This window comes from Pseudomonas sp. GW821-FHT02A08 (genome assembly GCF_059422045.1).
The window spans coordinates 15398-28760 of the sequence record NZ_JBWKWD010000015.1; the positions used below are offsets into that span (position 1 = coordinate 15398).

Below are 13363 nucleotides of genomic sequence, written 5' to 3' on the forward strand. Positions count from 1 at the left end.
CGTCATAAGTAACTAGGCTGGGGTAAGTCACGCAACAAAACATGCGTGTGAACTTCGATGACGCCAGACACGAGGTGAACATGGACCCCAAGTACATCCTGCTCGTCGGTTGGCTTGCCAGCCTGGCCATGCCGGTCTTGGCCGATACCTTCACGACCTCGATCGGAACCGACTACTCGCGAGGCGACTATGGCACCGGTACTATGTCCGAAACCTGGTACGTCCCTCTGGTGGGCAGATACGAAACCGGTCCCATGACCTACAAGCTCACCGTGCCCTGGCTACGCATCACCAATCCTTCGGTAGGCCCTGACGGCGAGCCGCTGCCTGGCGGTTGCGGCAAGGTGGAAAGCGGTCTGGGCGACACCGTTGCCGGTGCCGACTATGCCGTGCTGGACGGCAGCGTTGGCGGGCTGTTCGTGGACCTGATCGGCAAGGTCAAGTTGCCCACCGCCGACGAAGACGAGTGCCTGGGCACCGGAAAAACCGACTATTCCGCCCAGGTCGACGTCGCCAAAGCCTTCGGTCGTGTGACCGGGTTCGCGACCCTGGGCTGGAAAAAGTTCGGCGACCCGTCGGGCTCTGACTTCGACAACCCGATTTTCGCCGGCCTGGGCCTTGCCATGCCCGTGTTCGCGCGCACCACGGCGGGCGTGTCCTACGACTGGCGGCAGAAGGTCGTTTCCACGGGCGACGAGATCAAGGAACTCACGCTCTTCCTCACGCACAAGCTCAATCAGGAGTGGAAGATTCAGTTGTATGCCGTCAAGGGCTTTTCCGACGCCAGCCCGGACGGCGAGACCGGACTGTTGCTTAGCCACGTATTTTGATTCCTCGCCGTTGCCTGTCAGGTTACCTGCAGCCTTGATGCGTTTCACCGCCTCGGCTCAGGCCCTTGCCTCGCTAGCGGGCGTTTTGCAGTTCAGTTTTTCTTCTTGATCAACTTGTTGATGTAGTACTTCAGGCTCAAACGATCCTTGGGCCTTGGTTTGTAGTGGGTTTTGTTTCTTTGTGCCGGATCGATCGCCATGGTTCCGGCGGTGTAGTAATAAAGCGCGATAGACCTGCGGGTGATGTGTTCCGGAGTCGTTAAAGGCTCCGGGTGCCCATGATTGCTGTCCTTGTCTGTGTTGAAAATGACACAGCGATTGTAAATGGGCAGGACTTTTTTAAGGCAGGTCTTCATGCCGACATCCCAAAGTTCCAGGTTGCCGCCGTATTCCTCTTGCCAGTCTTCATTCAGATAAATGATGATATTCAGTCTGCGCTCAACATTAAGTTTTTTGTTGAGCCGGAAGTCCGAGTGCACCCCCAGGAAACCACCGCTTTTCGTTTCATGCAGGCCGCCACCGGTAAAGTAGGGGTCGGGTATCAGACCTTCGATGCCTGTGAGCTTTTCAAGAAACTGCAACATGGGTGCCGAGTTAAAGGCGTTGAAAACAGTCTTCAAATAGGGGTCGCATTCGTTGGGACTGATTTGACGTTTCCGTTGACCTTTATAGCCGCGCTCGTAGAGCATTTCATTGTTGGTTGGCTCGACCGGGAAGTGCGAGCAGATGCTTGCAATCAGGTCTTCGTGCAAGAAGTTGTCGATCACTATGTGCGGAAATGGCGCCGCCTGAACATAGCTACCGGTCAACGAAGCACCAAAGGCGCTGGCGGCATTCTGGTCGAAATCAAGCTCCGGGGACAGGGTGATAGGTAGTGCTTGAGTGATGGGTGCCATTACCGCTCCAATGACCTGATATAAAAACGTATGGGTGACTTCACGCAGGGTTGAACGCCCTGCTCGTTGCGTCTATTCGCCGCTCAATTTGTCCTGTCGTCCTTGTTCAGACGCTTAAGGATGTTGTTGTACATTTTGGTTCGTCTATGAGTTTCACCATAACCGCCAACCGCTGCAACAGTGCCGGATTGAATGTGATCCAGATAGCTGAAGATTTTACGCGGCGATAACATTTCAACGACATAACCAAGCTCGGTCATGCGGTCCTGTAGGGTATAGCCTGGCACGCGATCATCCATCGAGAAGTGCATATTGTGCTGTTTGACAAGTTTGCAGTTCCACAAGGTGCAGAAACTTTTCAAGTAGACTTCTTTGTACGGCTTTGGTTCTCTGGAACGCAATCCCATGGAGATTTTCAGGCGTCTGAAGTGGTGCTTGAACAGTCGTGAGCTAAAACGCCAGGCAGTTCTCATGGTGCCGCGGTTAATTTGCTCGACACAACCGACGGCCGCGACCTTCGGGTTTTTCAAGCATTTGTTCAGCATCATCGGAAAAACATTCTTGTCGAAAACAAATGTATCGGTGTGCATCAGGAATAAATAATCGGTGTCAATTCGCTCCAGAACCAGGTCAAGTGCCTTGCCGTGGGCAATATGGCCCGCTTCTGGTTCAGAAATAGAGCGCTCGATCAGATTGATCCAGTCAAGAGTTCGTAGATACTCAGTGCTCTCATCGGCGGAATAGTTGTCAACCACCCATACCGGGACGCTGTTACTGCCAAAATGCTGGTGCAATAAGTCCAGGCATATCTTGGTAATTTCTGGTGTTTTGTAATTTACTATAACTATGCTGAAGGCTTTGGAGCTTTCGGCCAGTAAATCGGGGTTGTTCATCGTTCAGGTGCTCAATGTTATTTTATTTGGTTATATGAATGATTGAACTTCTATACAGTTCTTGCTTGTTTTTTGCGCAAAATCTTGCGTGATCATAGAGCACAATTTGTTAAGTCGCTTTGTCATGCATAATAACCAAGGCTTGCTCAGGCCCGACGGAGAGCGGTAGAAGCGGAGTTCATCGTATAAGGATCTGCTCTGCAGGTAAACATTTTGACTTGATTAGTTACATCCGGAGGCTGATCAGGCCAGCGTCTCGGGACGGTGTGAACTGCTCTCGCGCAAGGCATTCAGGTAATTTGTTACGTCATGGGGTGTGCCCGCACGTGCAGTTGCGCCCCGAACAGGGCGTCACGCGCCGCGTATCATGCATCGGTCGAGCGTGCTTGGGGGCACACCCTGCAACTCACAGTTTGTAGCCAATCTGGCGCAACAGGTTCTTGCGCCACAGAATGTCTTCATCGCCTTCGATGTCATTGGCACAAAAGCCATCCACTACGCCCAGGATCGCACGCCCTTGCTGCGTCTCGGCGAGAATCACTTCGGTCGGATTGGCTGTTGCACAAAAGATACGGCATACCTCTGGAACCATTTTGATGGTGTTCAACACGTTCAGCGGATAGAAACCGTCGCCCAGGAAAATGATGAAACTATGGCCCGCGGCGATGGCTTTCGCATTTTTCTGTGCAAGTTCAATCATTGAACTATCGGTGCCGGACCATCGCACCAGGCATTGGCCAGAGGCTTCACAAAAGGCCACGCCAAACTGGATGCCGGGCACCGTATTGACCAGCGCTTCGTGGATATCCTCGACGGACTTGATGAAGTGCGTCTGACCCAGAATGAAGTTCGTCACATCCGGCTTTTCGATTTTCAACGTGATGAGTTGCATCTCAAACGCCTCCTTCCTCGATGTTGCCAGGAGAGCCAGGCAACAAACCAAGCATAGCCAGTCATTTACGATTGCTGCGTCCTCTGTCTGCTTTTGGCCGATTGCTCAACGCGTGCCACGGAACTGATATCCGGTCGTTGACACTTGGGCTGACAGGGCTAATCTAATTGGTGTGGGAATATTTCCCACGCTAAGATGCCAGCTTGGCTCTGAGGGATCGTACGGATACCGCAGTGGCTCGTTAATGCTGCAGATTTATGGCCGTGCCGGTTGGCTGGCCGCTCCAATGGGCGGCCGGGAATTCACTGGACATTGCGTTCGATAGGGAGGTGACGACGCAACTCCAAGCGGAGGTGCATCATGCTGCTCAAGAAATGTTTGTTGGCTCTGGCAATAGGCGGGGTCCTGTCGGCATCGACTGTTCTGGTGCCCGATTACATCGGTAGTTTCTCCAGCGTGTACGCCAAAGATGGCGGCAGCGGCGGTGGTGGTGGAAGCGGCGGAGGCGGTGGCGGTCACGGCGGTGGCGGTGGCGGCGGCTCCGGCGGCTCCGGAGGCGGTGGTCACGGTGGTGGCGGTGGCTCCGGAGGTGGTGGTCACGGTGGTGGCGGCGGCTCTGGAGGCGGCGGTCACGGTGGTGACGGCGGCGGAGGCGGCCACGGTGGTGGCGGCAACGGAGGCGGTGGTGGCCACGGTGGTGGCGGCAACGGAGGCGGTGGTGGCTCCGGCAGTGGAGGCTCCGGAGGCGGTGGTCATGGTGGTGACGGCGGTGGCGGTCATGGTGCAGCAGGCCATGGCGGTGACGGTCGCGGCGATGCTGACCATGGTGGTATGGCCGGGAACAGAGGCCCGGGCAATGCGCGTGACAACGACGATGACCATGGTGGTATGGCCGGGAACAGAGGCCCGGGCAATGCGCGTGACAACGACGATGACAATGGTGCCATGGCCGGGAATAGAGGCCCAGGCAAAGCGAAAGACAACGACGCGCGTGACAACGACGATGACAACGACGCGGATAACGCCGCAGATGCAGCCAGGGAAGCCGCAGAGGATGCCGGTGACGCTGCAAGGGAAGCCGCAGAAGACGCCAATGACGCTGCAAGGGAAGCTGCAGAAGACGCTGCTGATGCTGCCAGGGAAGCCGCGGAAGACAGGGGCGTTGCCAGAAATGACGCTGATGTAGCCAGAAACGCAGCCAAGGCTGATGCAGATGCAGCCCGGGATGCGGCAAGAGCCGCTGCGGATGCAGCCCGGGACGCCGCCAGAGCTGAGGCGGATGCAGCCCGGGATGCCGCAAGAGCTGCTGGCGTACCGCGCGCAGAGGCAGATGCAGCCAGAGACGCTGCCCGGGCCGCTGCGGATGCAGCCAGGGACGCCGCCAAGGCTGACGCAGATGCTGCCAGGGATGCAGCACGAGCTGCTGCGGATGCAACCAGAGACGCAGCCAAAGCCAAGGCGAACGTAGCCAGAGAGGCTGACAAAGCCAAGGCGCGGGCGGCCAGAGAGGATGTGGCTGACGCCCCGGATGCACCAGATGCCCCAGACGCACCTGACGCACCGGATTTCGATACGGTTGAGATGGAGAACTAGGCCCGCACGTTCGGCAATGAACACGGCAGGCCTACCCGTCGATGACGTCCCGGAGGTTTGAAGGACGTATCGGCAATGAGTCGCAAGCCCTGAAGAATCGCGGGGCTTGCGACTTTTTTTCGAAATCTGTCGCAGGTCTGAAACACTGACGAGGATGACGCAAGAGGAGACGGAACCGGACGGGTAAGCAAATGCCAACCGTTCACAAAACCCCGAATCCTCCGTTTTTCCTGTACCAGCGAATTTAATGGGTTAGTCCGGCACGACAAAACGTGCCGGACACTTCCACCACCGGTAATTACTTTTTAATGGACACGATCGTGGCTTTGTTGCCATCCAGCCGAAAGGAGAACGTCACGCGATCTCCCGCTGTCAGTCCTGTCAGCTGATCTTTCGTTACGGAAAAGGCCATGGTCATCGGTGGCCATTGCACAGCTGGAACCGCGCCGTGAGCGATGGTCACCGTATTCTTCGTAGTATCGATAGCCTTGATCGTTCCCTCGGCAGTGGCGACGGGGGGCTGTTTTGTTTCTTGCTGCATCTGCATGCCCCCCATACCGTCCATTTTCATGCCCGGCATGTCCTCTGCCAGGGCAGAAAACGACAGTGTAACTACGGTGCTGGCAGCTGCAATCAGGGTCAGTTTCATACGGGTTTTCCTTGAAGGGGGGCAACTTGGAGGTGACGGCGACGCATCAGGCGATACGCTGCCGGAATGACGAACAGGGACAGCAAGGGTGCGGTGACCATGCCGCCGACCATGGGCGCGGCGATACGGCTCATCACCTCACTACCGGTTCCGCTGCCCAACAGAATGGGCAGCAGGCCGGCAATGATGACGGCCACGGTCATGGCCTTGGGTCGAACACGCTGCACAGCACCTTCACGAATCGCGGCAACCAGCCCGCATTCAGTGCTGTCGCCAAGGTCTACACGTTCGGCCCAGGCATTTTTCAGATAGAGCAGCATGATCACGCCAAACTCGGCAGAAACACCGGCCAGGGCGATAAAACCGACCCCGGTGGCGACCGACAGGTTGAAGCCCAACAGATAGAGAAACCATGCCCCCCCAGTCAGTGCGAATGGCAGAGTGGCCATGATCAGCAGGGCCTCATCGAATCGGGCAAAAGTCAGGTAGAGCAACACGAAGATGATCAGCAGCGTGGCAGGCACCACCAGTTTGAGCCGTGCGTTGGCCCTTTCGAGAAACTCGAACTGTCCTGAGTAACTGAGGCTCATGCCGGGCTGCAACTTTACCTGCTCATTGACGACCCGACGCAGATCAGCGACCACCGAGGCAATGTCTCGCCCGCGCACATCGATATACACCCAGCCTGAAGGCCGTGCGTTCTCGCTCTTGAGCATCGGTGGGCCATCGCTGACCTTGATCTTCGCTACCGTGCCAAGGGTGATCTGGCTACCCAGAGGGGTGTAGATCGGCAATTGCTCCAGGGCACCGAGCGAGTCGCGCCACTCCCGTGGGTAACGTACGTTGATCGGGAAACGTGCGAGGCCTTCAATGGTCTCGCCGACGTTTTCACCACCGATGGCACCGGCCACGATGGACTGCACATCGGCGATGTTCAGCCCGTAACGAGCAGCGGCCTTGCGGTCGATATCCACATCGATATAGCGGCCACCGGTCAGTCGTTCGGCCAGGGCCGAACTGACACCGGGCACGTCCTTGGCCACTCGCTCGACCGCCTGGGTGACCGCATCGATTTCCGCCAGATGGGTGCCGGCAACCTTCACACCGATCGGGCTCTTTATACCCGTCGCCAGCATGTCGATACGGTTGCGAATCGGCGGTATCCAGATGTTGGTCAAGCCGGGAACGCGCACCACGCGATCCAGTTCTTCCACCAGCTTTTCCTGAGTCATGCCTGGACGCCATTGCTCGTGTGGCTTGAACTGGATGGTGGTTTCAAACATTTCCAGCGGTGCCGGGTCGGTGGCGGTTTCGGCACGACCGGCTTTACCGAAAACGTGTTCGACCTCTGGAACGGTCTTGATCAAACGGTCGGTCTGTTGCAGCAGTTGCGCCGCTTTCTGCGCCGACAATCCCGGCAGGGCCGATGGCATATAGAGCAGGTCGCCCTCGTCCAGCGCGGGGAGAAACTCGCCACCCAGGCGAGACATTGGCCATAGCGCGCTGACAAAAACCAGCAGCGCCACCAGCAGCGTGATCCTGGGTCGACGCAAGACCGCGTCCAGGGCCGGCTGATAGATCCGGATCAACCACCGGTTCAACGGGTTCTGTTGCTCACTGGGGATTCGCCCGCGAATCCAGTAGCCCATCAGCACTGGCACCAAGGTCACTGACAATCCCGCCGCTGCGGCCATGGCGTAGGTCTTGGTGAAAGCCAAAGGGCCGAACAGCCGTCCTTCCTGAGCTTCCAGCGTGAACACAGGAATGAACGACAGGGTGATGATCAGCAAACAGAAGAAAAGCGCCGGTCCTACTTCTGCCGCTGCTTCGGTCATGACATGCCAATGACGCTCGCCCTTCAGTTCTTCCCCTGGATTCGCCACGTGCCAGGCCTCGATTTTCTTGTGGGCGTTCTCGATCATCACCACGGCGGCATCGACCATGGCGCCGATGGCGATGGCGATGCCGCCCAATGACATGATGTTGGCGTTGATGCCTTGGTAGCGCATGACGATGAAGGCAACAAGCACCCCCACCGGCAGCGAAATGATCGCCACCAGCGATGAGCGCAGATGCCAGAGAAAGATCCCGCAGACCAACGCGACGACGATGAATTCTTCGATCAGTTTGTGGCTGAGGTTTTCCACCGCGCGGTCGATCAACTTGCTGCGGTCGTAGGTGGTGACGATTTCGACCCCGGCCGGCAAACTGCTTTTCAGCTCGTCGAGTTTGGTCTTGACCGCTGCAATGGTCTCGCGAGCGTTCTTGCCGCTGCGCAAAATCACCACACCGCCGACGGTTTCGCCTTCGCCGTCGAGTTCAGTAATGCCACGCCGCATTTCCGGTCCCGACTGAATCGTGGCGACATCGCCAAGGGTCACCGGCACACCACCGGCACCCAACTTGAGCGGGATTGCCCGAAAGTCATTGAGCGTCTTCAGGTAACCGGAAGCCCGCACGATGAACTCGGTCTCTGCCATCTCCAGCACCGCACCTCCGGTTTCCTGATTGGCTTTGCCAATAGCGTCGGTCACGTCAGCCTGAGTGATACCGAGGCTGGCCAGTTTCAGGGGATCAAGCTGCACCTGGTACTGCCTGACCATCCCGCCGACCGTCGCCACCTCTGCGACGTTAGGCAGCGTCTTGAGTTCGAACTTGAGGAACCAGTCCTGAAGCGCGCGCAGTTGCGCCAGGTCGTGTCCACCACTGCGATCCACCAGTGCGTATTGATAGATCCAGCCCACTCCCGTCGCATCCGGCCCCAACGCAGGCCTGGCGCTTGCCGGCAACCGGCTTTGTACTTGGCTCAGGTACTCCAACACCCGCGAGCGAGCCCAATACAAGTCCGTGCCGTCTTCGAACAACACGTAGACGAAGCTGTCGCCGAAGAAGGAATAACCACGCACGGTCCTGGCACCCGGCACCGAGAGCATGGTGGTGGCCAACGGATAGGTCACCTGGTTCTCGACAATCTGCGGTGCTTGTCCTGCATAAGGGGTGCGGATGATCACCTGGACATCCGAGAGATCTGGCAGTGCGTCAATGGGCGTGCTCTGTACCGACCAGATACCCCAAGCCGTGACGAACAACGTCGCCAGTAGCACCAGGAACCGGTTGGCCACTGACCAACGAATGAGGGCAGCAATCATGGCTGGTTCCCCGATTTATCCAGGCGCTCGACACGCAAGCCGTCGTCGGTCTGGCTCACTGCGACCCGAACCCTGTCACCAGCCTTGAGGCCCTGCATCAGTGCCGGACTGGCGAGAGGGAACGTCATCGTCATGCCAGGCATGCCCAGCGTCTTGAAGGGACCGTGGGCGAGCGTGACGTCTTTGTCGTTGATCTCGACGATCTGCCCATCCGCCTCATGCAAGCTGGCTGCTGCAACACTCGGTGGTGACTCTTCCTGCGAGGTCGCAACAATGCCCTTGAGACTGGCCTCGGAATCGAGGAGGAACTGGCCAGAGGTCACCACCTTCCGGCCTTCTTCCAGGCCTTTCAAAATCGCCGTCTTGCCATCGCTTTCCTGCCCGGGTTGCACCTCCACCGGACGATAGCGGCCGGCGTCTTCGGCGAGCATCACCAGGGCACGTCGACCAGTGCGAATCACCGCCTCGCTCGGCACCCACAACACACTTTGCCCAGTTGCACGATTCAGGCGGACCTGTGCCGTCAAACCGGGTCTCAGGCGCCCGTCCGGATTGGGCAGTTCCACCCGCACGCGAAGGGTGCGGCTGTCCGGATTGGTCTCGGGCAAAATCGCGCTGACCTTGCCACTGAGCGTTGCCCCTGGAAAGGCCGGCAAGCGCGCCTCGACTGCCTGGCCCACGGTGATAGCTCCCGCATCCGATTCTGGAACGGCCACGGCGAGCCAGACACTGCTCAAGCCATTGACGCGTGCCAGAGTCTCGCCCGCCGCCACGGTCATACCCGCACGTACGTTCAATTCTTGCAGCACACCGCTAATGGGGCTGGTGAGGGTCAGGTTCGGCTGGACTTTGCCACTGCGCTCTACCTGGGTAATCAGCGCAACCGGCATCCCTGTGAGCCTCAGTCGCTGGCGGGCCGCAGCCAGCAGGTCGGCATCACCGTTGCGCTTGAGGGCAAGAAACTCTGTCTGGGCGGCCGCCCACTCCGGCACCAGGATATCCGCCAATGCCGCGTTGGCTTTGAGCACATCACCGGGTGCATGGGCATAGACCCGCTCCACAAAGCCAGGGGTGCGTGCCTGAATCACAGCGACATCACGTTCGTTGAACGCCAGGACACCTGTCACGTCGAGGCTGGAATCAAAGACTCCGCGAGTGACTGTCGCAAATCGCAGACCGAGATTCTGGGTCAGACCCGGATCGATACTGACGCTCGCACGGTCCCCTGTGCCGCTGGGGTACTGGGGGACCAGTTGCATGTCCATGAAGGGTGACTTACCCGGTTTATCGAACTTTTGCTGCGGGTACATGGGGTCGTACCAATACAGAGCCTTGCGTTCGTCCGGCGAATTGGGTTTCTGCTCCTGGGGCGCAACAGGTACCGCGCTCAAGCGCTGGTGAGCGAACCAGTAGCCGCCGGCAACACCCAATGCCAGCGAGATACCGGCCAGCAATGCCCCGTTCCATTTTTTAAGGTTCATTGGCTGGACTCCCCATAAGCAAAAAACAGACGCGCACTGCTCAGCGCTCGCTGTTCTTCCACGTCGATCTGTTTGAGTCGGGCTTCGATGAGTTCACGCCGGGCGGTAACAACGGCGTTTAAATCGCCTTTGCCGGCACGGTAGCTGGCCATGCTGAGTTCGACCTTTTCCTTGGCCAGCGGCAGCAGGCTTTCCTGGTTCCGGCTTACTGCACGATTCAGGCGTTCATAGTCAGCCAGTTCGTTTTCCAGTTGCTGAGTGTGCTCGCGTGACAGGGCTTCGCGCTCAGCCTCAAGCTGGCTGAGTTCAGCCTGTTTGGCTGCGATTCTGGGGTTTTGCCGGGTGTCAGGAAACAGCGGCAAGTCCCAGGACAATTGCACACTGACCATGTCGCCGAACTGGCGATCGCGATGTTGATAGTCAAGCTCCCAACTCCAGTCTGACTTTTTCTCCGACTCGGCTTCACGAACCTTGGCTTGCGCTTCGCGGGTCATCGGCGCAAACGCGGCCAACTCTGGGTGGTGTTGCAGTTTATGGGCGTAGCTTGAGGAATCGACAGGCCACTGCGGCAAGCTGCCCACAGGCTTGTCGTTGGCGGCGGAGCCAATCCAGCGTTTGAGGGCCGCTCGGGCCTGCGCTCTCTGGAGCACCAGATCGTCCTGTTGCTCCGCCAGTCGAGCCGCTTCTTGCTTGGGCGTCACCGCATCGGCGGGTTGAGCGCGGCCACCGGCAATCTGGGCCCGGACGGTATCGGTCAGCAGACGGTTTTCTTTGTAGAAGTCCCGGAACAGTGCATCTTTTCGCTCGACCGAGTAGCTGCTGATCCAGGCCAACGCCGTGGACTGGCGTACCTTCAGGCGTTCGACTCGACGCTCTGCCGCAGCGCGATCAACGGCCGCATCGGCGACCTCAATGCGCGCTTTGCGCTTGTCGCTGTTGGGCATCTCTTGCCTGACCCCGACCATTTGCATGGTCATGAAGTCGTCGTTGATGCTCCAGCGATCCGGGCCGCCGATGGGGTAGTTCTGCACACCTGCCAGCAACTTGGGGTCAGGTAATTCACCCGCTGGGATAGCCGCACTGCTGGCAGCCTGAATCTTTGCATCTTGTGCAGTCAGCGACGGCGCATTGTTTTCGGCCAGTCGCAACGCTTCATCGAGTGTCAATGCGGCAGCGAAACCCGGCAATGCCAGTACGCTTGCCGCCAGACCGGCCACGAGGGACCAACCTGTGCAATAGCACTTGGTGTTCATGTTTGCGATTCCTGTGATCATCCACTGCACGCATCAAAAAGACAGGCGCGCAGCCAGTCCATCGCGCTAATGCGCAATGAGGCTCAATGTTGGACAGGAATCAAACGCGAGGCGGTCGCCATACCCCGGACGGGGTTTGTACAGGCAGGGAATCACTGAAGTAGGAAACCACTACGGGGCTGAACACGGTGACAGGGGGCTTGAGGATAGAGACTTGCAGCATGCCGCCTGTCTTGCACTCCTGGCCCGGCTTGCAGGGCTTGCCATGCTCTGTCGGGCTTTTCATGTCGTTGCAGCAGTCCATTCCCATGTCATCCATCATCGCCATGCCCATCGTCTTCATCGGGCACGGTTCCGTGGGCGCCTGAACACCCGCCATCCCGCTGAGGGGAAGCGCCAGGCTAATCACGAAAATAAGGCAAAACCGCAGATAGCGTTTCATGGGCTGGAGTGTAGTGGCTGAAATGGGCTCTTACAATTGGATGAATGTTCTCACAGCCTGCCGAAGGCGTTGATTCAGGGGATATCACCGTATCTGAATTAAGCCAGCATTATCGTTGACAGAGGTTTTACGCAGCAGGTCAATGACCCACAAGCGGCATGTGTTGAAATTTCCTGCCGTAATCCAGCCCATCCATGGTGGTTTGTGCGAAAGCCCGCAGGGTTACCTGAGGTTTTGCACGAATCCTCACGCTGGAGGTCGCACCAGACCGCAACCAGCAAGAAGCGGGCGCTGGATATCCATCGCTCACTTTTTCGCTGGTTTGCCGCTGGCAGGGATGTGCAGGTACGACATCACGCTTTCCGTCAGTTCGGTGGCCAGCTTGACCGCTTCTTTATTGCGTGCCATCACGCCGGCGACCAAGCCTTCGATCAAGGCCAGTACGGCGATGTTGGAGCTGGTCAGCACCGGGTGATCGCAAGGCGCAAACAGCGTGTGCTGAGCAATGCCGGTGAGCGGCGAGGCGGGTGAGTCGGTAATGGCCAGCACCGATGCGCCGCGTTCATTGGCGAAGCGTGCCAGTTGCAGGGTGTCGAGGGAGTAGCGTGGCAGGGCGATCGCCAGCAGTACATCCTGGTCGGTGATCGCGGCCAGACGGTAAGCGGCGTTTTCGTTACCGCCTTCCATGCTGATGGCCGTGGCGTCCGCACAGAAGGGCATCAGGGTCGAGGCGGCGAGGCCGGCAAAGTAGACACTGTTGCCGAACCCCAGAATGTAGATTTTGCGTGCCGTGGTCAGGCGAGTGACGAACGCATCGAAGGTATCGGCGTGGTTATTGCTCGCCGCGGTGGCCAGGTTGCTGCTGGCGCTCTGGAGTTGCTCATGCAGGCCAAACGCACCGCCCGGTCGATGGGCAAGTTCGTTGCGCAGCTTGTCGACCGGCGACACCATCTGCTGCAACGTTGCGACCAGCTCGGCCTTCATGCCGCTGTAGCCGCCGAGGTCCAGTGCCTTGGCCAGACGGTTGACGGCGGCAGGCGAGGTCAATGTTTCGTGAGCCATTTCCTCGATGGTCAGCGTCGCGGCCTTGAGCGGGTGACGCAGGATAAAGTCCGCCACCTTGCGCAGTGACGGTGGCAGTTCGGAAACGATTTCCGTGAGTTTACGCATGACCGGCGCGGCATAGACCGTGGTGTCTTTCGATGGGGTGGGCATATCCGGCTCAACATTTCCTGAGGGTGAGAGAAGGGCTGTGCCTGATGCCCTGACAAGGTTGGCTGGAGTG

General features: G+C 58.3%; 11 protein-coding genes. 2 read left to right on the forward strand and 9 right to left on the reverse strand.

What is annotated here, in order from left to right:
* Window positions 1-80: 80 nt before the first annotated feature.
* Entirely contained in the window at window positions 81-830 is a 750-nt protein-coding gene (locus AC07W4_RS12880) for a hypothetical protein (protein WP_495032669.1), read from the forward strand.
* Window positions 831-922: 92 nt separating this feature from the next.
* On the opposite strand, the gene AC07W4_RS12885 is transcribed toward AC07W4_RS12880, so the two are convergent.
* The 3 genes from AC07W4_RS12885 to AC07W4_RS12895 form a co-directional block, all read right to left on the reverse strand.
* Complete coding sequence (locus AC07W4_RS12885) at window positions 923-1726, reverse strand: 2OG-Fe(II) oxygenase (RefSeq protein ID WP_008046379.1); 804 nt, start codon at window positions 1724-1726, stop codon at window positions 923-925.
* 83 nt (window positions 1727-1809) lie between these two features.
* A complete protein-coding gene (locus AC07W4_RS12890; RefSeq protein ID WP_495032670.1) occupies window positions 1810-2619 on the reverse strand; it encodes a glycosyltransferase in 810 nt (269 codons plus the stop codon).
* 406 nt (window positions 2620-3025) lie between these two features.
* Window positions 3026-3511 carry an adenosine-specific kinase gene (locus AC07W4_RS12895; protein ID WP_008046383.1) on the reverse strand — a complete coding sequence of 162 codons (486 nt, stop codon included), beginning with the start codon at window positions 3509-3511 and terminating at the stop codon, window positions 3026-3028.
* A 469-nt stretch (window positions 3512-3980) separates the two neighbouring features.
* Here AC07W4_RS12895 and AC07W4_RS12900 point away from each other — a divergent pair, with 469 nt between their 5' ends.
* The gene (locus AC07W4_RS12900) at window positions 3981-4697 is read left to right on the forward strand and encodes a hypothetical protein (RefSeq protein WP_495032671.1); all 717 of its coding nucleotides are present in this window, start codon (window positions 3981-3983) and stop codon (window positions 4695-4697) included.
* Window positions 4698-5402: 705 nt separating this feature from the next.
* Here AC07W4_RS12900 and AC07W4_RS12905 read toward each other — a convergent pair.
* The 6 genes from AC07W4_RS12905 to AC07W4_RS12930 form a co-directional block, all read right to left on the reverse strand.
* Window positions 5403-5753, reverse strand: coding sequence for a copper-binding protein (locus AC07W4_RS12905; RefSeq protein WP_495032672.1), 351 nt, complete (start codon window positions 5751-5753; stop codon window positions 5403-5405).
* Window positions 5750-8902 carry an efflux RND transporter permease subunit gene (locus tag AC07W4_RS12910; RefSeq protein ID WP_495032673.1) on the reverse strand — a complete coding sequence of 1051 codons (3153 nt, stop codon included), beginning with the start codon at window positions 8900-8902 and terminating at the stop codon, window positions 5750-5752. The genes AC07W4_RS12905 and AC07W4_RS12910 overlap by 4 nt, the downstream gene beginning before the upstream one ends.
* A complete protein-coding gene (locus tag AC07W4_RS12915; RefSeq protein WP_495032674.1) occupies window positions 8899-10383 on the reverse strand; it encodes an efflux RND transporter periplasmic adaptor subunit in 1485 nt (494 codons plus the stop codon). Before AC07W4_RS12915 ends, AC07W4_RS12910 begins: the two co-directional genes overlap by 4 nt.
* Entirely contained in the window at window positions 10380-11636 is a 1257-nt protein-coding gene (locus AC07W4_RS12920; protein ID WP_495032675.1) for a TolC family protein, read from the reverse strand. The genes AC07W4_RS12915 and AC07W4_RS12920 overlap by 4 nt, the downstream gene beginning before the upstream one ends.
* A gap of 100 nt (window positions 11637-11736) precedes the next feature.
* Window positions 11737-12078: a hypothetical protein gene (locus AC07W4_RS12925; protein ID WP_495032676.1), complete on the reverse strand. Its 342-nt coding sequence runs from the start codon at window positions 12076-12078 to the stop codon at window positions 11737-11739.
* A 306-nt stretch (window positions 12079-12384) separates the two neighbouring features.
* The gene (locus tag AC07W4_RS12930) at window positions 12385-13293 is read right to left on the reverse strand and encodes a MurR/RpiR family transcriptional regulator (RefSeq protein WP_495032677.1); all 909 of its coding nucleotides are present in this window, start codon (window positions 13291-13293) and stop codon (window positions 12385-12387) included.
* Window positions 13294-13363 lie beyond the last annotated feature (70 nt).

Excerpts from the sequence above, each read along its gene's own strand:
- AC07W4_RS12880 (WP_495032669.1), top strand. The coding sequence starts at position 81 with ATGGACCCCAAGTACATCCTGCTCGTCGGTTGGCTTGCCAGCCTGGCC.
- AC07W4_RS12885 (WP_008046379.1), bottom strand. The coding sequence starts at position 1,726 with ATGGCACCCATCACTCAAGCACTACCTATCACCCTGTCCCCGGAGCTT.
- AC07W4_RS12890 (WP_495032670.1), bottom strand. The coding sequence starts at position 2,619 with ATGAACAACCCCGATTTACTGGCCGAAAGCTCCAAAGCCTTCAGCATA.
- AC07W4_RS12895 (WP_008046383.1), bottom strand. The coding sequence starts at position 3,511 with ATGCAACTCATCACGTTGAAAATCGAAAAGCCGGATGTGACGAACTTC.
- AC07W4_RS12900 (WP_495032671.1), top strand. The coding sequence starts at position 3,981 with ATGGCGGCAGCGGCGGTGGTGGTGGAAGCGGCGGAGGCGGTGGCGGTC.
- AC07W4_RS12905 (WP_495032672.1), bottom strand. The coding sequence starts at position 5,753 with ATGAAACTGACCCTGATTGCAGCTGCCAGCACCGTAGTTACACTGTCG.
- AC07W4_RS12910 (WP_495032673.1), bottom strand. The coding sequence starts at position 8,902 with ATGATTGCTGCCCTCATTCGTTGGTCAGTGGCCAACCGGTTCCTGGTG.
- AC07W4_RS12915 (WP_495032674.1), bottom strand. The coding sequence starts at position 10,383 with ATGAACCTTAAAAAATGGAACGGGGCATTGCTGGCCGGTATCTCGCTG.
- AC07W4_RS12920 (WP_495032675.1), bottom strand. The coding sequence starts at position 11,636 with ATGAACACCAAGTGCTATTGCACAGGTTGGTCCCTCGTGGCCGGTCTG.
- AC07W4_RS12925 (WP_495032676.1), bottom strand. The coding sequence starts at position 12,078 with ATGAAACGCTATCTGCGGTTTTGCCTTATTTTCGTGATTAGCCTGGCG.
- AC07W4_RS12930 (WP_495032677.1), bottom strand. The coding sequence starts at position 13,293 with ATGCCCACCCCATCGAAAGACACCACGGTCTATGCCGCGCCGGTCATG.